Origin of the sequence: Arthrobacter sp. YAF34 (genome assembly GCF_052113245.1) — a bacterium.
Lineage (GTDB): Bacteria > Actinomycetota > Actinomycetes > Actinomycetales > Micrococcaceae > Arthrobacter.
In genome coordinates, this window is sequence record NZ_JBFRCV010000009.1 from 97,077 (window position 1) to 116,537 (window position 19,461).

Here is a 19,461-nt window from a genome sequence, read left to right on the forward strand (position 1 = left end):
CGCGCGGAGGGTTAGCCTGCCGGCTCGAGTTCCTTGTCCCACGCCATGCTCCGGTTGACCGCCGTGTAGCCCAGCTTGACGTAGAGCGCGAGGGCACCGGTCGGGTTCTCCGAATCGACGTCCAATGAGGCGACGTCCATTCCCGCCGCGGCGAAGCGCCGCATGGCATCAGCCAGGAGCACCTGGGCGATGCCCCGGCCCCGGTATTCCCGCCGGACTCCGAGGAGCTCTGTGTACCCCTCGCGAAACCCCCGGATCAGGGCCGCCTCGGCGTCGTGGGTGGCCAGCTGGTAGCCGGCCACGGTTCCGTTGGAGCGGTCCAGTACGACTCCGCTCAGGTCCGGCCGGGCCTGCGGATCCTTCACGACGAATCCCCACGCCTCCTCGTCCCGGGGCTCGCTGCCCCAGTGGTCCCGAAAGGCCGCGTTGTGCGCCAACCGCACCGGCTCATGCAGTGCCGGACCAAATGTCACCAGCTCCAGTCCCGGGTCCAGGACGGCATCGGGCGCGGCCTGGTTCAGCGGCCGGTGCATCTCGTTGTAGTAGCGGACAATGCTGTAGCCGGACCCGGCGAATAAGGCCGCCTGATGGTGATGCTGCTGCTCCGTGTAGAAGCGCAACCTCGGGCGCGGGACAGCGGCGCCGGCGTCCCCAGAGTCCGCGGCGTCCTCGGCGAAGCGGTCCGTGGTCCGCTGTTCCATCCAGGCCAGCAGACCGGACCCGATTCCGCTCCCCTGCCACTCCGGGTCAACGCAGCCGGAGCCGTTCGCTTTGTCCCCGTCGCGGTTCTTGGTGATCCGGGCGTAGGCCCGGGCAACGCCGTCCGGGTCGAAGCCGAGGATGGTGTTTGCCGCCACAGGGTTGTTCTTCGAATTCAGGATCTGCTCGAGGTCTGCACGGCGCTCGAACCAGACAGGCTGCTCGACGGCGGCGGTCCGGGCTATCAGCCCGGCCCACTCGTCGAGGTCACGATGCTCCGCCGACCGCCATACCAGCCGGGGGTCGAGCGCGGGCCGGGGCTGCCGCTCACCGTCACGGTTCATGGCAACAGGCTAACCGGCGGCCTACCCCCGCGCCAGCACCGCCGCCGCGGCCGGGCTGTCGCTGGCGGCGTCCGCGGGCGTCGCGACAGCAGCGGCGTCGAGGTCCAGGCAGCCGTCGGCGGCGTCGATGTCGTCAGGGTTGTGCGTCACGAGGATCACGGTCCGGTCCCGCAGCCCCTCCCGCAGTTCGGCGAGCATCTGCCGGCCGGACTCCGCATCGAGGTGCGCCGTGGGTTCATCCAGCAAGATGACATCGGCGCCGGTCATGAGGGTGCGCGCGACGGCCAGGCGCTGACGCTCCCCGCCACTCAGAAAGGCCCCGCCCGGGCCGATCCGGGTGTCCAGCCCGTCCTCAAGCCGGGCCAGCAGCGAACCAAGCCCCACTGCGTGGAGTGCTGTCCGCATCTGCTCCTCGGCACCGGCCGCATGCGGGTCCCCTGCCGTGCTTGCAGCGCCGGGCTCCGGCACCGGTTCCGGCCGCGCCAGCAGCAGGTTGCCGCGGATGGTGGAGTCGAACAAGTGCGCCTCTTGGGGGCACCAGGCGGCGCGGCCGGTCAGGAACACGTGCCCGCCGGCGGCCGGCAGGAAGCCCAGGATCACGGCCAGCAGGGTGGACTTGCCCGATCCGGATGCTCCGGTGACGGTGAGCCAGCGGCCCGGGGCCGCCGCCGCGGTGAGCCCGGCGAAGACGTTGCCGCCGCCGGGCCACGCGGCGGCGAGGTCCACGAGTTCAATCCCCGCCCTGGCACCGGGCCGTGCAGCCACCGGCACCAAGCCTCCGGCAGCAGCCGTGTCGCCCTGCCGCCCGCGCCCCGTGTCCCGCTCCAGGACACCGGCGTCGCCGATACGGCGCAGTACCGCCCGCAGCGCCGGGTACTGCCTCACGGCCGTGGTGATGGCCGAATAGGGCTCCACGAGGGCGAGCTGGACCAGGACGACGACGGCGACCGTCGCCGGTTCGACCGCGCCGCTAAGGGCCAGCGGGGCGGCCAGGACGATGCTGGCCAGCGCGGCGACCGCGCACGCCAAGACCGTCAGGGACTGGCCGAGCCCTTCCGCCCACGCCGAACGCTGTGAGGCGGCGGTCGCGGAACGGTCGGCCCGGCCGATCGCGCCAAGAACCGGGGCGCTCACGCCGTTTGCGTTCAGTTCCGCCCGGGCGTCCAAAGCGGCGGCGACGTCTCGAAGCACCCTGGAACGGAGCCACTGTTCGGTGCCGGCGGACATGCGGTCGGCTGCCAGCGCCAGCACGGGGGCGAGGATGATGCTGAGCAGCGCGGCTGCGCCGACGGCGGGAAGCGCCACCGGGAGCAGCAGCCCGATCCCGACGACCGCGGCGGCGGCAACAGCAACGGCGGTCAGCGGAGGCAGCACCACGCGTGGAAGCAGCTCCCGGACGGTGTCGACGTCGTCCACCACCGTGCCCAGGACGTTGCCGCCCTGCAGGAGCCGGCGCAGCGACAACGCGCGGCGGCTGAGCGATTCCCACAACCGGCCCCGGAGCCGGGTCAGGGCGGCGAAGACGGCGTCATGCAGCAGCAGCCGCTCGGCGTACCGCAGTCCCGCCCGGCCGACGCCGAAGAACCGCACGCCCACCATCGCAGTCAGCAGATACAGGATGGGCGGCTGTTCGCTGGCACGGATGATCAGCCAGCCGGAGAGCCCGGCGAGGGCGACTGCGAACAGGGCCGCCAGGGTGCCCACCACCCCGGCAGCCGCGAAACGGCCCCTCACCGGGGCCAGCAGGCGGCTCAGCTGAGCCGCGACTGAACTGCCGTGTCCGCCGGGTCCGCTGGGCCCGCTGGGTCCGACCGGGCGGCCGGACTGAGCGGACGCACTGGGCTGAGCCGAGGGAATAGCCGCAGGCGAAGCGGCCGAAGTTACGCCGGTTCCGGGGCCGGACAGGGGCCGCACCACTGCTCCGCGTGCGTCCGCGTCTCCCCCGGCGGAGCCGGGCAGCAGCGTGAGGGAGTCCGCATGTTCGAGGCCTGGGTGTCCCCCGCCGTGCGGCGCCACCGCGACAAGCGTGTCGGCCAGCTCCCGGGTCTGCCGGTCGTGCGCGACCAGCAGCACGGTGGCCTTTCCCCGGAGACCGGCGAGGGCCCGGTTGACCACCGTGGCCGTTCCGCGGTCCAGGTGGGCGGTCGGTTCGTCCAGGAGGAGCAGTCCGGCGCCGGCCTCGATCCGGGCCAGCCCGCGGGCCAGCGCCACCCGCCGCAGCTCTCCCGGGCTCAGCTCGGCAGGGTGCTTGGCTGCCAGGTGCTCGGCGGCCACGGCCGCGAGGCACCGCCGCGCCGCGGCATCGCCTGCTGTGTCGCCGGGGGTGCCGGCCGGCGCGTCATCTGGATGTCCTGCCGCGGCGGCGTCAGGCCCAAAGCCGGGAACGCCGAGATACAGCCGGACCTCCTCCAGCACCGTGGAGGCCACCATAACGGGATGCTGCGGCACCCAGGCGAGCTCCGGCGTCGTGAATCCGCCGATGCGTCCGGTCACCACCGTTCCGGCGACCGTCCCGATGGTCCCGGCGAGGACACCGAGCACCGTACTCTTGCCGGCGCCGCTGGGCCCGTCAAGGGCCGTGATCCGGCCGGCGGCGGCGGAGAAGCTCAGCGGCCCGACGGCGTCGTCCGACCGTCCGCCGAAGCGGACCGTGAGACCTTCGACGGTGACCGCGGGCGGGGCAGCGCGCCGGCCAGCGGCGGGCCCGGCAGCATTCTCCCGGGCTGCGCCCGGGGTCAGCGGCGCTGCTTCCGGGGTCAGCGGCGCGGCGCTGGGATCCGCAAGGACCGCCGTGGTTTCGGCGAGCGCGGCCCGGCCGTCGTCGCTGGCGTGGTGTGCGGTGCCGAGCTCCCGGAGCGGCAGGTAGCAGTCGGGAGCCAGGATCAGCGCGAGCAGCCCGGCTTCAAGGGCCATGTCGCCGTGAACCAGGCGGACGCCGATGAACACGGCAACCACCGCCACGGAGATCGTCGCGATGAGCTCCAAGGCGAGGGCCGAGAGGAAAGCCGTGCGCAACGTTCCCATGGTCCGGGAGCGGTATTCCTCGGACATGTCCTCCAACGCCTTGCGCTGGGCGGCAGCCCGTCCCAGGCCGACCAGGACCGGAAGTCCCTTGGCAAGCTCAAGCATGTGGCCGGACAGCCGGGCGAGTGCGGACTGGGCTTCCCTGACGCTTTCCTCGGTGTACCGCCCGATCAGCACCATGAACAGAGGCACCAGCGGCACGGTGAGCACAATCACGGCCGCGCTAATCCAGTCGGCGAACAGGATGCGCACGCCCAGCAGCAAGGGGATGGCCGCACAATTCACCAGCGCCGGCAGGAACTGGGTGTAGTAGCTGTCCAGGGCATCCAGCCCCCGGGTGGCCAAAACGGCGAGGCCGCCGTCGGAGGGTCCGGCCGCCCGCGTTCCGTTCGTGAGCGCGTGCTCCAGCAGCTGCGAGCGCAGCTCCTCCTTCACCCCAAGCGCCGCCCGCCGCGAGGCCACCGACTGGGCCCACACGGTCAGTGAGCGCAGCACGGCCCCGGCGGCCCCCAGGGCGAGCTGCCCGGCCCAGGCGGGGTCATGTCCCGCGAGTCCGGCGAGCATCGATGCGACAGCCTGGGCCATCAGGACGAGGGACAGCGCCTTCAGGGCAGCAAGCAGGCCCAAAAGGTAGAGCGCGGAACGGGTCGCCGGGCCGGCGGGGAACGGTCTCATCAGGGAAGTTAGTCCTTCGGTACCAGCGTTTTGGCGACGATCGCCGGAAGGAAGCTGTGGGCCTCCGGAATGTGGGCCGCGCTCACCCGGCGCCGGAACACCCAGTACGTCCAGGCCTGGTAGGCCAGGACCAAGGGCAGCCCGATGCACGCCACGATGCTCATCAGGCCCAGGGTGTAGTCCGAGGACGAGGCGTTGGAGACCGTCAGGTTGAACGCGGGATTCAAGGTGGAGGGCAACACCACGGGGAAGGCGGCACCGAAGATGGAGGCACTCCCGAGCAGGAGGAAGGCCCCCAGCGCCATGAAGGCCCGGCCCTCGGCACCCTTGCGGGCGAAGTTCCATGCGAGCACTGCCGCCACGACGGCAGCGACCACGGCGGCGATGGTCCAGGCCTCGCCGCTGAGCAGCTGCATGCTCACGGCCCAGCCGGCGATCGGCAGGAGCAGGACGGGCAGGAGCCGGACGAACCAGGCCCTCGCCCGGTGTCGGACCTCGCCGTCGGTCTTCAGCGCCAGGAACCCCAGCCCGTGCAGGAGCGAGAACCCGACGACGGCGAGGCCGCCGAGGACGGCGTAGCCGCTGAACCAGGCAAACGGGCCGCCCTCGCGGTCGCCGTTGGCGTTCAGGGGCAGTCCCGTGGTGGTCAGTGCCAGTGCGGCGCCGACGCCGAAGGCCGCGACGAACGAACCTGCCGAGATGGCCCAGTCCCAGCGTGCGCGCCACCGGGGGTTATCCACCTTGCCGCGGTATTCGAAGGCGACCGCACGGAAGATGAGCGCCACGAGAACCAGCAGGAGCGGCAGGTACAGGGCGGAGAACAGCGAGGCGTACCAGAGCGGGAAGGCCGCGAACGTGGCGCCTCCGGCGGTCAGGAGCCAGACCTCGTTGCCGTCCCAGACCGGACCGATCGTGTTGATCAGGACGCGGCGCTCCGTGTTGTCCCGGGCGAACCCCTTCATCAGCATGCCGACGCCGAGGTCGAAGCCCTCGAGAAAGAGATAGCCCGTCCACAGCACCGCGATGGCAATGAACCAGATGGTGGGTAGCAGTTCCATGCTGAGAATCCTCTGCGCTTTTTCGTGTGGGTTGCTGGTCGGTGGGGTTGGCTTGCCGGCGCCTAGTAGGCGAACGCCAGGACGTCGTCGCCCTCGGGTTTGCCCGGGGTTCCGCCCGGGGGCGTTTCGTCGTCGGACTTCTCCGCGGGGGCGTGCTTGAGTTCCGGCATGGAAGAGGCCACGCCGCCGCGGATGTACTTGACCAGGAGCTTGACCTCCACCACCAGCAGCACGGCGTAGATGGCGGTCAGCGCCACAAGGGAGGTCATGATTTCCCCGGCAGAGACGCCCGGGGAAACGGCCGCGGCGGTAAACATGAAGACCTGGTCGATTCCGCTGGGGTCCGGGTTAGGGGCGACGACGAACGGCTGACGGCCCATTTCGGTGAAGATCCAGCCGGCGGCGTTGGCTCCGAACGGTGCGAGGATGCCGAAGACCGCCAGGCGCATGAGGCCGCGGGAGGCGGGCACGGTTCCCTTGCGGGTGGCCCAGAGCGCCACGAGGGCGGCGAGGGCGGCCAGGCCGCCGAAGCCGATCATCATCCGGAAGCCCCAGTACGTGACTTCCATGACGGGCACGTACTGGATCTGCTGGCCTGCGCGGTCACCGTAGATGGGGTTATCCGGCAGGGTGGTGCCGTACTTGGCTTTGTATTCGTCGAGCAGGCTGTTGACACCCTTGACCTCGGTGCTGAAGTCGCCCTTGGCCAGGAAGGACAGGATGCCGGGGACTTCGATCACCGCCACGATGTCGTTGCAGTTCTTGGAGCCGAGGTTGCCGACGCTGAGGACCGAGAACCCGGTGCCGTCGTGGCACGCTGCCTCGGCGGCGGCCATCTTCATGGGCTGCTGCTCGAACATGAGCTTGCCCTGCAGGTCCCCGGTGACTGCGGTGCCCGCGAAGGAAATCATGGCTACCACGGCGCCGATCCGGAGCGAGCGGATCCAGACCTTATGGTCGTTGCGGTCCCGGCCGGGGATGGATGCTGCCTCGCCCGGGATCACCCGGCCGTCGGCTCCCACCGTGTCGATGCCGTCATGGCGGCGGCGCCACAGGTGGTACCAGGCGATGCCGAGCAGGAAGGCCCCGGCGACGGCCAGTGCGCCGAAGAGCGTGTGCGGCACGGCAACAAGGGCGGTGTTGTTGGTGAAGACGGCCCAGGCGTCGGTCATGACCGGCCGGCCGTTGACCATTTTGATGCCGACGGGGTGCTGCATCCAGCTGTTGGCCACGATGATGAAGTAGGCCGAGAAGACGGAGCCGATCACGGCGATCCACAGGCATGCCAGGTGAAGGCCGGGCTTGAGTTGTTTCCAGCCGAAGATCCACAGTCCCAGGAACGTCGACTCGACGAAGAAGGCCAAGAGCGCCTCCATGGCCAGCGGGGCGCCGAACACGTCACCGACGAAGCGGCTGTACTCGCTCCAGGCCATGCCGAACTGGAACTCCTGCACGATCCCGGTGGCGACGCCCATGATGAAGTTGATCAGGAAGAGCTTGCCCCAGAACTTGGTCATCCGGAGATACTCCGGCTTTCCGGTGCGATACCAGAGCGTCTGGATCACCGCCACCACCAGCCCGAGGCCGATGGTGAGCGGCACCATCATGAAGTGGTAGACCGTGGTGATTCCGAATTGCCAGCGTGCGATTTCCAAGGCGTCCAAGGCAGTACCTACTTTTGGCTAGGTTGAGCAACTTCTACGTGACGTAGAAGTAAGACTTCTACAGAGTGTAGAACACATTGCCGCTACTCCGTAAACCAGAGTCCCATGACGCGCAACACCCCGCAATGGGCCGGAAAGCCCGTGCGCCGGCACGTCCGGGCGCTGCCCGGCGGCTCCCCCGACAACCCCCGACACGCCGGGACGGCCGTGTTCTACTTCATGTAGAAAGAATGCGCAAAACACGGTAAATTGATGGGTGAAGTATTCACATACACCGCCCCGGCAGGCACCAGCAATTACCCAGCAAGACGCCGGAGCGGCAGTCATAGAAGGATGTACGCAATGGCAAGTCTCGGTGAACTGGAACGGGCAGTGATGGATTTGCTCTGGGCAGGCCAGGAAGCTGCGACCGCCAATACGCTGCGGGACCTTCTCGCACAGAGTACCCGCCCCCAGGACGGCACGGCCGGACACGAGGGCAAAGACCTGGCGGTCACCACTGTGTTGACCGTGCTTTCGCGCCTCGAGCGGAAAGGCCTGGTGGAACGCGAACGCGGCACCCGCCCGCACCGCTACCAGGCCGTTTCCAGCCGCGCGGACCACACCGCGGAACTCATGCACGAGGTCCTCGGCTCGGCGCCCGACCGCGAGGCCGTGCTGGCCCGGTTCATTGGCTCGGTTACTGACAACGAAGCAGAAACCCTGCGCAAACTGTTGGGCCGCAGCTAGCGCCCGATGTTCTGGACCTCATATTTTCTGGCGGTCCTGGCGATAGCACTGGCCTGGCCGGTGCCTATCCTTCTTTCCCGTGCCCAGTGGCCGGCGCGCTCCCCCTTCACTGCCATGCTCCTGTGGCAGGCAATTGCCCTGGCCGGCGGACTGTCCATGATCGGCGCCATGCTGGTCTACGGGCTCGAACCGGTCGGGGACAGTTTGCTCTCCGGCCTCCGGGCCTTGGCGGGGATGGTCTTCAACAATGCCCCGACCACCGAGCTGGGCTTCTGGCACATCTTTGCCCTTTCCGCCGCGGCCCTGCTGACGGCCCACCTCGTGTTCACGCTGCTGCTGACCTACTACAAGATCCAGCGCCAGCGCCGCCGCCACCGTGAACTGCTGGATCTTCTTGCCTCGCCGTCCGCCGACGGCCCCGGAACCGTGGTCCTCAACGTCGACTCGCCCGTGGCGTACTGTCTGCCAGGCGGAGCACGCTCAGTGACGGTCCTCTCCGACGGCCTCATGGCCGCGCTGGAACCCGACGAGCTCCGCGCGGTCCTCATTCACGAGAACGCCCACCTGAGCCAGCGCCACCACCTTCTGCTCTGGGCCTTTGCCGCGTGGCGCCAAGCCCTGCCGTGGCTCCCCACCACGCGGCTGGCACAGGAGTCGGTCAACTCTCTAATCGAGATGCTCGCCGACGACGTCGCGCTCAAGACGGAGAGCAAATCCACCCTCATCAGGGCGATCGCCATCGTGGCTAGCGGCTCCGCGGCCGCTCCGGCGGCGCGCCTGGCATTCGGCGATTCCGGCCTGCCCGACGCCGATCCAAGCCAGCCCGGCGCCACCGGCGGCACAGGCTCGGCCGGCACGACGGCGTCCCGCGTCAGCCGCCTGCTCTCGCCCCGGCCGCCCCTTCCCGAAGCGCTCCGCGCTGCCGTCCTGGCAGCCTGCGTGCTGCTGCTGGCATTGCCCACAGCCTTGTTGTTAGTTCCCAGCCTGCTCGGCTGACGCTCGGTCACTTTCAGTGGCAAGTGGCAAGTGGCAAGTGGCAAGTGGCAAGGAGAACTTATCTCCCTGCCACTTTCAGGTTATAGGCCGCCAGGGGGCTTGCCGCAAGGCCCCTGCCAACGACCAGAATGGTGGGGCGCGGCCACACCTGCGGAAACGGGGACCGTTCAGAACGATGCGCGGATCCGCGAGTCGGAGCCGCAGGCCGGACGGGGATTTCTTGGATTGGGGTTTCACATGTTCGACGTGATCATCAGTGGCGGCGGCCCGACGGGGATGATGCTGGCAAGCGAGTTGCGGCTGCACGGCGTGGACGTGCTCGTGCTGGAGAAGGACCCGGAGCCGAGCAGGGCGGTCCGCTCGCTTGGGCTGCACCCGCGCAGCATTGAGATCATGGACCAGCGGGGGCTGCTGGAGCGGTTTCTCGCCCACGGGCAGCAGTATTCCGGCGGCGTGGGCCGCTTCGCCGGGATCGATAAACCCCCGCCGGCGAATCTGGACACCGCACACGGCTACGTCCTCGGCATCCCCCAGCCGGTCACCGATCGCCTGCTGGCTGAGCGCGCCGCCGAGCTCGGCGCAAAGATCCGCCGCGGCCGCGAGGTGACGGGTGTCGAGCAGGACGGGGACGGGGTGGGCGTCGAGCTCGCCGACGGCACACGGCTGCGCTCCCGCTGGCTGGTCGGCTGCGACGGCGGACGCAGCCTGGTGCGCAGACAGCTCGGCATCGGTTTCCCCGGCGAGCCCGCGACCACCGAGTGGCTCCTCGGCGAGGTGGAGGTGACCGCGCCCGCGGAGGAGCTGGCCCAAGTGGCGGACGAGGTGCGCAGGAGCCACAAGGGATTCGGCATCGGCCCCGCCGGAAACGGCCTGTACCGCGCCGTCGTGCCCGCGTCCGCCGTGGCCGAGGATCGCTCGGTGCCGCCGACCCTGGCGGAATTCCGGACGCAGCTGCGGGCATACGCGGGCACCGACTTCGGCGTCCACTCCCCACGCTCACTTTCGCGTTTCAGCGACGCCACCCGGCTTGCCGAACGGTATCGCGTAGGCCGGGTTCTTCTGGCCGGCGACGCGGCGCACGTCCACCCGCCGCTGGGAGGGCAGGGTTTGAACCTCGGCATTCAGGACGCCTTCAACCTCGGCTGGAAGCTTGCCGCGGAGGTAAACGGGTGGGCACCGGACGGGCTGCTGGACAGCTATGACGCCGAGCGTCGCCCGGTCGCCGAAGACGTGCTGACCATCACCCGCGCCCAGAGCGAGCTGCTCTCCCCCGAGCCGGGCCCGCAGGCCGTGCGCCGTCTGCTGGCCGACCTCATGGACTTCGAGGACGTCCGCCGTTTCCTGGCCGGGAAGGTCACCGCGCTCGGGGTCCGCTACGACTTCGGCGAAGGACCCCAGCTGCTCGGCAGACGGCTGCACGACATCCCCCTGTCGCGGGGCCGTCTCTACGAGCTGACCCGCGACGGCCGCGGTCTCCTGCTGGACCAGACCGGCGGACTCTCCGTGACCGGATGGACGGATCGGATCGACCACGTCACGGACGTCAGCGCGGAACTGGACGCGCCCGCGGTCCTTCTCCGGCCGGACGGCCACGTCGCCTGGCTCGGCGATGACCAGGACGACCTGCTCCAGCACCTGCCGACATGGTTCGGGGCGGCCTCCGGGGGCGTCAGCGACGTTTACGACCGCTATGGCTGACGTCTTGACCGTCTTCCGCGCGGGGCTGAGTGACCCGGCCCCGGTCAGGCGTCGATGCGCTCCCGGTCCAGGCTTGCGGCGCCTGCAATGATGAAGTCCTTGCGCGGCGCCACGTCGGAACCCATGAGGAGGTCGAAGGTCTCCTCGGCCTGCTTGGCGTTCTCGATCCCGACCTTGCGGAGGGTCCGGTGCCGCGGATCCATCGTGGTTTCGGCCAACTGCTCGGCGTCCATCTCGCCCAGCCCCTTGTACCGCTGGATCGGTTCCTTATAGCGTTTGCCCTCCTTGGCGAGCCGCGCCAGCAGAACATGGAGCTCGGCTTCGGAGTAGGTGTAGATCATCTCGTTGGCCTTCTGGCCGGCGTTGATGACCTCCACTCGGTGCAGCGGCGGTACGGCGGCGTAAACCCGGCCCTCGTCGATCATGGGGCGCATGTAGCGGAAGAACAGCGTCAGGAGCAGCGTCCGGATGTGGGCGCCGTCGACGTCGGCGTCCGTCATCAGGATCACCTTGCCGTACCGTGCCGCGCTGATGTCGAACGTCCGGCCGGAGCCGGCCCCCACCACCTGGATCAGGGCCGCGCACTCGGCGTTGGAAAGCATGTCCCCCACGGAGGCCTTCTGGACGTTGAGGATCTTGCCGCGGATCGGCAGGAGCGCCTGGAAGTCCGAGGACCTGGCCAGTTTCGCGGTGCCGAGAGCTGAGTCACCTTCGACGATGAACAGTTCGGAGCGTGCGACGTCGTCCGTGCGGCAGTCGGCGAGCTTGGTGGGCATGGAGGACGTTTCCAGGGCATTCTTGCGGCGCTGGGTTTCCTTGTGGACCCGCGCCGAGATGCGCGACTTCATCTCGCTGACGACCTTTTCCAGCAGCAGCGCCGACTGGGCCTTGTCGTTGCGGTTCGCGGAGGTCAGTTTCGCGTTAATCTCCTGTTCCACCACCTTGGCCACGATGGCCCGCACCGCCGAGGTGCCCAGGATTTCCTTGGTCTGGCCCTCGAACTGGGGCTCGGCCAGCCGGACGGTCAGAACCGCGGTGAGGCCGGCGAAGATGTCGTCCTTTTCGATCTTGTCGTTGCCGGCCTTGAGCTTGCGGGCGTTGGTCTCCACAGCCTTGCGGAACGTCTTGAGCAGGGCCTGCTCGAAGCCGGACTGGTGCGTGCCGCCCTTGGGCGTGGAAATGATGTTGACGAAGGTGCGGACCGTGCTGTCATAGCCGATCCCCCAGCGCAGCGCGACGTCGACCTCGCAGTCGCGTTCAACCTCGGCCAGCTGGCTGTGGCCCTTCTCGTCCAGGACGGGAACGGTTTCCTTGAACTTCCCGGCCCCGTGCAGGCGCCAGATGTCCGTGACGGCAGGGTCGGCGGCAAGAAAATCGACAAACTCGGAGATGCCGCCGTCGTGGTGGAAGACCTCCTCATGCGGACCCGATTCCCCCGGCGTGCCCGGCAGCCTGCGTTCATCCCGGACGGTGAGCTTCAGGCCGGGGACCAGGAACGAGGTCTGGCGGGCGCGGGCGGCGAGGTCATCGTAGGAGAATTTGGCGTCGGGCGTGAAGATCTGCCGGTCCGCCCAGTAACGGATCCGGGTTCCGGTGACGCCGCGCTTGGCCTTGCCGATCACGTCGAGCACGGAGCCGTCAACGAAAGGCTCGAAGACGGAGGCCGGGTCCAATTTCGTTCCCCGGTCCTTGAAGCGGCCCGGTTCGCCCCGGCGGAAGGACATCTTGTAGATCTTGCCGCCGCGGTCGACCTCGACGTCGAGGCGGGCGGACAGGGCGTTGACCACGGAGGCACCCACGCCGTGCAGGCCGCCGGAGGCCGTGTAGGAGCCGCCGCCGAATTTGCCCCCGGCGTGCAGTTTGGTGAAGACCACTTCGACGCCGGTCAGCCCGGTTTTCGGTTCGACGTCCACGGGGATGCCGCGGCCGTCGTCGTGGATCTCGACGGAATTATCGGCGTGGAGGATGATCTTGATGTCGTGGCCGAACCCGGCGAGGGTCTCGTCGACGGAGTTGTCGATGATTTCCCAGAGGCAGTGCATGAGTCCGCGGGAATCCGTGGAGCCGATGTACATGCCCGGGCGCTTGCGGACGGCCTCAAGGCCCTCCAGCACGGAGAGGTGCCGGGCGGTGTAATCAGAACTGGGTGCCACGGGTCGTGAGCTCCTTAGAGAATCGGGACGGCCCCGCATCATGCGCAGACGGGATCATGCACAGGCGGGATCATGCACAGGCGGGCAGTCGCAGTATTTCGCGCTCTTCCTAGATTAGTCGGACTCGGGGGTCTCCCCGGTTTGCCACTCCCCGCAAGGACTCATCGGGAACCCGCCGTTACTGAGACGTGATACGCGCACAGCGAAAGTGGCCCATCCCAACGATGGTTTGCCACCGAATACTGGTTATATAGGTATACCGATCTACCAAGGAGGCCGAACATGACAACAGCAGTTGCGGACCGCACACTGACCGCCGCAGACCGGTGCGATCGTTGCGGAGCACAGGCATACGTCCGGGTTGTTCTCGGTGCCTCCGGCGGTGAGCTTCTTTTCTGCGGCCACCATGCACGCGCCGTAGAGCCGACACTCAAGCCGCTCAGCTCAGACTGGCATGACGAGACTGACCGCCTTCACCAGAAGGCCCCGGTTCCGGTCGACTAGACCGCACCGGTTCCGGCTCGCCCCCCCTCTCCGGGTTCCGGGCGACCTGAGACCACTGCATCGAGGCCCCTCCGTTTTGGAGGGGCCTCGATTCGTTAAGCCCTGGCAACAACAACGCGGGGTCACCTCCGGCCCTTTCCTCGCTGAGGATGGGCGGGAGGTGACCCCGCGTTGGTTGTGAACTGCGTTCAGACTCCTATGAGTCCGGGATTAGTCCAGGTAGTCGCGCAGGACCTGTGAGCGCGAGGGGTGGCGCAGCTTGGACATGGTCTTGGATTCGATCTGGCGGATGCGCTCACGCGTGACACCGTAGACCTTGCCGATTTCGTCTAAAGTCTTCGGCTGTCCGTCGGTGAGGCCGAAGCGCATGGCAACCACACCGGCCTCGCGCTCGGACAACGTGTCCAGCACCGAGTGCAGCTGTTCCTGCAGCAGAGTGAAGCTCACGGCATCCGCGGGAACCACGGCCTCCGAGTCCTCGATCAGGTCACCGAACTCCGAATCACCGTCCTCGCCAAGCGGGGTGTGCAGGGAGATGGGCTCGCGGCCGTACTTCTGGACCTCGACCACCTTTTCCGGCGTCATGTCGAGTTCGAGGGCCAGTTCCTCCGGCGTGGGTTCGCGGCCCAGGTCCTGGAGCATCTGGCGCTGGACGCGGGCCAGCTTGTTAATGACTTCCACCATGTGCACCGGGATGCGAATGGTGCGGGCCTGGTCGGCCATGGCGCGGGTGATCGCCTGGCGGATCCACCACGTGGCGTAGGTGGAGAACTTGAAGCCCTTGGTGTAGTCGAACTTCTCGACCGCGCGGATCAGGCCCAGGTTGCCTTCCTGGATCAGGTCCAGGAACAGCATGCCGCGGCCGGTGTAGCGCTTGGCCAGCGAGACGACGAGGCGGAGGTTGGCCTCCAAGAGGTGGTTCTTGGCACGCTTGCCGTCGTGGATGACGAATTCGAGCTCGCGCTTGAGCTTCGGATCCATGGTGCCGTCATCGGCGGCGATCTTCTCCTCGGCAAAGAGGCCGGCCTCGATGCGGAGGGCCAGATCGACTTCCTGCTCGGCGTTCAGCAGGGCGACCTTGCCGATCTGCTTCAGGTAGTCCTTGACGGGGTCGGCGGTGGCACCGGCGGACATGACCTGCTGCACCGGGGCGTCGTCGTCGTCGGCGTCAGAGTAGACGAAGCCGGAGCCGGTGGTCGCTGCGGCCTTGCCGGCAACCTCTTCGCCTTCTGCTTCGTCGCCGAGTTCGGTGGCATCGGGCGTGATGTCGTCGAGGTCCTCATCGACGTCAGCGTCATCGTCGCTCTCACTGGCTGATTTGCCGGCGGCTTCCGCCGCGGCTTTGGCGCCGGGCTTGGGCCCGCGCTTCTTGGGCTCAGGCTTGGCGGCACCGGCTACGGTGTCGCCGCCCTCTGCGGAAGCAGCGTCCTTGACAGCCTTGTTGGCTGCACGCGTGGCGGCACGCTTGGCGTTAGTCGCCGCCTTCTTCTCCTCAGGGGACATTTCGGCCTGGTCGGCGGGTTCCTTCTTCGCGGAAGACGGGGTCACTGAAAACCTTTCTAGCTGCGGTCTGCGGATCGCCATACGGGCAACACCACTATGACCCTGTCAAGTCCGTGTTCAACATCAGGTGCAACCACGACCAGCAGAGCCACTTAGTAGAACTGCCGGGGCGGCCTAAATGTTCCCTGTTTCCACGGTTCATTACGGCACTTGATACACGGACCCAACCGGGTCTCGGCAACTATTGTCTCACGGTTTTCCGCGCAGGCGCCCTTTCGGGGCACTGCGTCCACGATTTTGCGCCTGCAGCTCAGGCCGCGTCCGGGGCAAATTTTTGCCAGGCCGCCTCCCGCCTGGCCGCCCAGCCGCACAGGGTGCCCCGCCGGCCAAGTTCTGCCAGCAGTTCCGCCAGCCTGTACCCGGGATGGCCCTCCAGGGCCTGCCGGTACAGGGCGTCGGCGTACGATCCGCGGCCCCGGCACCATTCGATCCAGCCCCGCGCCGTCACGGCGGCTGCGGTGGACTCGCCGGCCCCAAGACCGCCGAGCATTTCCAGGACCCGCTCAAGCCTGACCATCAGGGCCCAGTCCGGAACGGACGGCGCCAGCCCGAGCAGGACCTCCCCGTAGCCGGGGACGGCGCCAGCATCAGGGCAGGGACCAGGGAACGCCGGCACAGGAACCGCCGGGCCGGGAAGAGGACTTCGCGTCGGTCCGGGCCGTGACACCGGATGGGGCCCTGACCCGGAGTCCGTGTCGAAGATGCCGAACTCCTCGGCACCGCGTTCGGCGGCCGGCCGGCCGGCTGCTGCCATCACGAGCAGAGCATCCCGCCATGATGCGATGCACAGGCTGGCCCGCAGGTAGCCTGCCAGCTCCGGCGGCAGCTCAAGCGGCCAATCCATTGTCGCGGGAGCGCCGGACACGTCAGCACCGGCGCCGGTATCCCCGGCCCCGGGATCGCCGGCCCGTTCAGCGTCGGCCCCGTCAGCACCGGTGCCGGGATCCCCGGCCCGTTCAGCACTGGTCCCGTCAGCGCGGGCCCTTTCTGTGTGGGTCCCCTTTTCGGGGGCCGGGGCGTCCGGTGCCAGGCCTGGGGCCTTCGGGGTGTTGGCTGACCGCAGGACCATGTTCCAGACGTCGAGCACTTGCGCAAACTGTGCACTGTCCCGCCGACGCGGCGAAAATTGCTCCATCCAGCCGGACTCCGCCGCATGCACCGCCGGATCCACCGACCTCGACGCCGGCTTGCTTGCTCGCGCGTCGGGGGCGGCGCCCACCAGGCTGCCGCGGAACACCATTTCCGCGTTGAGCCTGCTGTTCCTGATCTGCTCGACCGGCCGGCCCGGCGATCCGCAGCACTCCGGATCACTGCAGTATGCGTTGCGCCAGAACTCGGGGCCGATAATCCAGGCGTCCCGCAACGGCATTCCGGCAGCCTCAAGGGCAAGTTCGAGTTCCTTGAGCAGGCCAGCCCATGCACCGCGGGGACGCTCGCCGACGGTGGCCGGGTCCGTGGCGCTGGCCGCGTCGGTGGCCGCGTCGCCATCGATGTCGGCATCGGTGAAGAGGGCCAACAGCGACCCGTCGGCCGCGTCGTCCGCCTGCAGGTAGGACACGACATGCCGGGCAAAGCCGGCGTGTGTGTCCCGCCGGCCGGCTCTCGCGCGGCGCCGGGAATCTGCACGGCCGGGCGCTCCTGCCGCGGGATCACCGCCGCCACCACCCCTACCGCGGCCGGGGTGCCCGCCGGAGACTTCGCCGGGGTCGGGGAGGTCGACGCGCAAAGTGGCACCAAGCCGTTTGCCCTGCAGGGTCATGGCCACGAGGCTGTTTTCCGGCCAGTAGCCCAGGGAATGCGGGATAAAGCCGAGGATGTCTTCGGGTCCGGTGATTCTCACATGATCGGAGGCTGTCATGAGTCCAGCGTCGCGGCAGCCGGATCCATGCGGCAGTACCAAGCTGCGCTATGTGGATAACTACGCGAGGTGGATAACTACGTGAGTTGGATAAGTACGTGCGGTGGATTACTACGTGGGGAGGCGTATCGGCTGAGCCGGCCCGAACCAGCTCTCAGGGCGTGCGGCGGCGTGCAGCGACCAGCCTGCGCTGCTCGGCGAGGGCCTTGAGCAGCGGCGGAACCGTGACGCCCTGGGCCGCCATCTGGCGCCGGACTTTCCGCCGGCTGGCGATGATGGCCGCGGCCCCGCCGGCGAGCAGCAGGAATTGCACGCTGAGGGCGATCCGGAAGGGATCAAGGGCGTAGAGCTCGCCTTGGGAGAACCCGCTCGAGTGCAGGAGGTCCAGCACCAGCCCAATGAGGTAGATGGACACCAACGCGGCGATGAAGCCGCCCACGTTGACAATCCCGGTGGCCGTGCCGAGCCGGTGGGCCGGGTTGAACGTCCGGGCGAAGTCGAACCCGATCATCGAGCCGGGGCCACCGACGGCCAGTGTCACGACGAGAACCGCCAGCAGCCAGAGCGGAGCGCGTCCCGGCAGCAGCAGAACGGACGCCCAGGCGACGGCGGTACACCCGGAGATGAGGAGCACCATGGTGGAACGCCGGAGCGGATGCCGGGCCACGAACCTGCCCATCAAGGGCCCGGCGGCGATCGCCGCGGCCACGTACAGCGCCATGAGCGCGGAGACGGTTCCGCGGTCCAGCCCCTCGGCGGATATCAGGAAGGGGTAGCCCCATGTCATGGCAAATACCGTGCCGCTGAACTGGACGGTGAAGTGGCTCCACAGCCCCAGCCGGGTTCCGGGCTGCCGCCAGGCGTGCGCCAGCGAAATCCCGGTGGCGCGCAGACCCTGCGACGTTGCCGCAGCGGGATGCCCGGGCGGGTGGTCCTGGAGCAAGAGCAGGACAAGGACGACGGCGAGGCCGGACATCGCGGCGAGCGTCAGGAAGGCCGGGGTCCACCCCGCGGAGTGCAGGATCAGGGCGAACGGCACGACGGAAAAAAGCTGGCCCAACTGCCCGGACATGCCGGTCAATTGGGTCAGCAGCGGCACGCGCGCCGCGGCGAACCAGAGGGGAATGAGCCGGATCACGGAGATGAACGTCATGGCGTCGCCGGCCCCCACCAGGACGCGTCCGAGCACGCCGCCGGGGATGCCGTCGGCAAACGCCAGTTGAAGCTGGCCGAGTCCCATCAGCAGCCCGCCGCCGGCCAGCATGGCACGGGAACCGAACCGGTCCACCAGGACGCCCACCGGAATCTGCAGCGCGGCGTACACCAGCAGTTGCAGCACGGTGAAGAAGGAGATCTCAGCCGCGCTGGCGTGGAAGCGTTCCGTCGCCTCCAGACCGACCACCCCGAACGAGGTGCGCTGGCTGACCGCCACCAGATACGCAAAGATCCCGACGATCCAGATCAGCCAGGCGCGGGGAGAGGTCACTCCCCCATTATGCCCGGCCTCCTGATAAATAGTATTTATTAGCCTGGTTCTTTACGGGCGAGGTACGCCTCCACGGCGGCGCCGAGGGCATCGGCGTTGGGGATTTGGTCGTTCTCATCGGCCAGCAGGGATCGACGGACCGTCCCCTCGGCCTTTTCGTCGTACCGGGTTTCCAGCCGCGAGACCACCTGCTGGACTTCCTCGGAGGCCTCGATCTGCTCGGCGATCTGCCGGCCCACCTCGCGTCCCGCCTCGCGAAGACGGTCGGTCGGCAGCATGAGGGACGTCGCGGCGCCCAGGTACTCCAGGCCGGCCACGGCGGCCGTCGGGTATTCGGCCTCGGCGAGGTAGTGCGGCACATGGATGACGTAGCCGGCGATGTTCCGGTCCGCCTCCGTCAGCCTCAGCTCCAGGATGTGGCCCACGGCCGCGGGAACCTCAACGGTGGGTTTCCAGACGGAGATGCCCTCGATCAGTTCCGGCCGGTTGCCGTGCACGGTCACACCGACCGGCCTGGTGTGGGGCACGGGCATCGGGATCGAATGGATCCAGGTGACCAGGTTGACGTCGAGTTCCGCCACGATGCCGACGACGGCGCGCGCGAACCGCTCCCACTGCAGGTCCGGTTCGAACCCGGCAAGGAGCAGGAACGGGCTGCCCAGCCCGTCGACCAGCCGGTACAGTGCCAGGCTCGGCGCCTGATAGTCCTGCAGGTGGTCCTCGACAAAACTGACCTGCGGCCGGCGGGACCGGTAGTCGATCAGCTGGTCGGCGTCGAACTCCGCGATCATCTCGGCGTCGAGCGTGTCCAGCAGTTCAGCGGTGATCTGCCGGACCACATGGCCGGCGTCGGCGAAGCCGGTGAACCCCATGACGAGGTTGAGTCCGCGCAGTTCGGGGCTGGAGAACAGTGCGGCATCACGGATGTAGAGCGATTGGGGGTCCAGCAAAGAGCCGGAAATCCGTTCAAGCACGGCGTGTTCCTTTCACGATAGCGGCGGCGGAGTTCC

13 protein-coding genes are annotated in these 19,461 nt (G+C 68.3%); 4 read left to right on the plus strand and 9 right to left on the minus strand.

The genetic code is table 11. From position 1 onward, the window contains the following. Window positions 1-11 precede the first annotated feature (11 nt). The 4 genes from AB4Y72_RS12605 to AB4Y72_RS12620 all read right to left on the minus strand — a co-directional run bounded on the left by AB4Y72_RS12605 (window position 12) and on the right by AB4Y72_RS12620 (window position 7,464). Window positions 12-1,043, minus strand: a complete 1,032-nt coding sequence (locus AB4Y72_RS12605) for a GNAT family N-acetyltransferase (protein WP_441426495.1) — start codon at window positions 1,041-1,043, stop codon at window positions 12-14. A 21-nt stretch (window positions 1,044-1,064) separates the two neighbouring features. Then, window positions 1,065-4,742: a thiol reductant ABC exporter subunit CydD gene (cydD, locus tag AB4Y72_RS12610; protein WP_441426496.1), complete on the minus strand. Its 3,678-nt coding sequence runs from the start codon at window positions 4,740-4,742 to the stop codon at window positions 1,065-1,067. An 8-nt stretch (window positions 4,743-4,750) separates the two neighbouring features. Next, entirely contained in the window at window positions 4,751-5,800 is a 1,050-nt protein-coding gene (cydB, locus tag AB4Y72_RS12615; protein ID WP_441426497.1) for a cytochrome d ubiquinol oxidase subunit II, read from the minus strand. A 62-nt stretch (window positions 5,801-5,862) separates the two neighbouring features. Next, window positions 5,863-7,464: a cytochrome ubiquinol oxidase subunit I gene (locus AB4Y72_RS12620; protein ID WP_441426498.1), complete on the minus strand. Its 1,602-nt coding sequence runs from the start codon at window positions 7,462-7,464 to the stop codon at window positions 5,863-5,865. A gap of 342 nt (window positions 7,465-7,806) precedes the next feature. Here AB4Y72_RS12620 and AB4Y72_RS12625 point away from each other — a divergent pair, with 342 nt between their 5' ends. The 3 genes from AB4Y72_RS12625 (at window position 7,807) to rox (ending at window position 10,887) form a co-directional block, all read left to right on the plus strand. Then, entirely contained in the window at window positions 7,807-8,193 is a 387-nt protein-coding gene (locus AB4Y72_RS12625) for a BlaI/MecI/CopY family transcriptional regulator (RefSeq protein ID WP_441426499.1), read from the plus strand. Window positions 8,194-8,199: 6 nt separating this feature from the next. Beyond that, complete coding sequence (locus AB4Y72_RS12630; protein ID WP_441426500.1) at window positions 8,200-9,189, plus strand: M56 family metallopeptidase; 990 nt, start codon at window positions 8,200-8,202, stop codon at window positions 9,187-9,189. 237 nt (window positions 9,190-9,426) lie between these two features. Continuing rightward, complete coding sequence (gene rox, locus AB4Y72_RS12635; protein ID WP_441426501.1) at window positions 9,427-10,887, plus strand: rifampin monooxygenase; 1,461 nt, start codon at window positions 9,427-9,429, stop codon at window positions 10,885-10,887. Between the two features lie 44 nt (window positions 10,888-10,931). On the opposite strand, the gene AB4Y72_RS12640 is transcribed toward rox, so the two are convergent. Further along, window positions 10,932-13,040 carry a DNA gyrase/topoisomerase IV subunit B gene (locus tag AB4Y72_RS12640; protein ID WP_441426502.1) on the minus strand — a complete coding sequence of 703 codons (2,109 nt, stop codon included), beginning with the start codon at window positions 13,038-13,040 and terminating at the stop codon, window positions 10,932-10,934. A 282-nt stretch (window positions 13,041-13,322) separates the two neighbouring features. On the opposite strand from AB4Y72_RS12640, the gene AB4Y72_RS12645 reads away from it, so the two are divergent. After that, window positions 13,323-13,544, plus strand: coding sequence for a DUF7455 domain-containing protein (locus AB4Y72_RS12645; protein WP_026266251.1), 222 nt, complete (start codon window positions 13,323-13,325; stop codon window positions 13,542-13,544). A 210-nt stretch (window positions 13,545-13,754) separates the two neighbouring features. Here the strand turns inward: AB4Y72_RS12645 and AB4Y72_RS12650 are convergent, their stop codons facing one another. From AB4Y72_RS12650 to AB4Y72_RS12665, 4 genes are all read right to left on the minus strand, one after another. Next, the gene (locus AB4Y72_RS12650; protein WP_441426503.1) at window positions 13,755-15,092 is read right to left on the minus strand and encodes an RNA polymerase sigma factor; all 1,338 of its coding nucleotides are present in this window, start codon (window positions 15,090-15,092) and stop codon (window positions 13,755-13,757) included. 265 nt (window positions 15,093-15,357) lie between these two features. Next, window positions 15,358-16,965, minus strand: a complete 1,608-nt coding sequence (locus AB4Y72_RS12655; protein WP_441426504.1) for a DUF4192 family protein — start codon at window positions 16,963-16,965, stop codon at window positions 15,358-15,360. Window positions 16,966-17,119: 154 nt separating this feature from the next. Next, entirely contained in the window at window positions 17,120-18,451 is a 1,332-nt protein-coding gene (locus tag AB4Y72_RS12660) for an MFS transporter (RefSeq protein WP_441426505.1), read from the minus strand. A 38-nt stretch (window positions 18,452-18,489) separates the two neighbouring features. Then, window positions 18,490-19,425 (minus strand): proteasome assembly chaperone family protein, encoded by a 936-nt coding sequence (locus AB4Y72_RS12665; protein ID WP_441426506.1) that lies wholly within the window; start codon window positions 19,423-19,425, stop codon window positions 18,490-18,492. Window positions 19,426-19,461 lie beyond the last annotated feature (36 nt).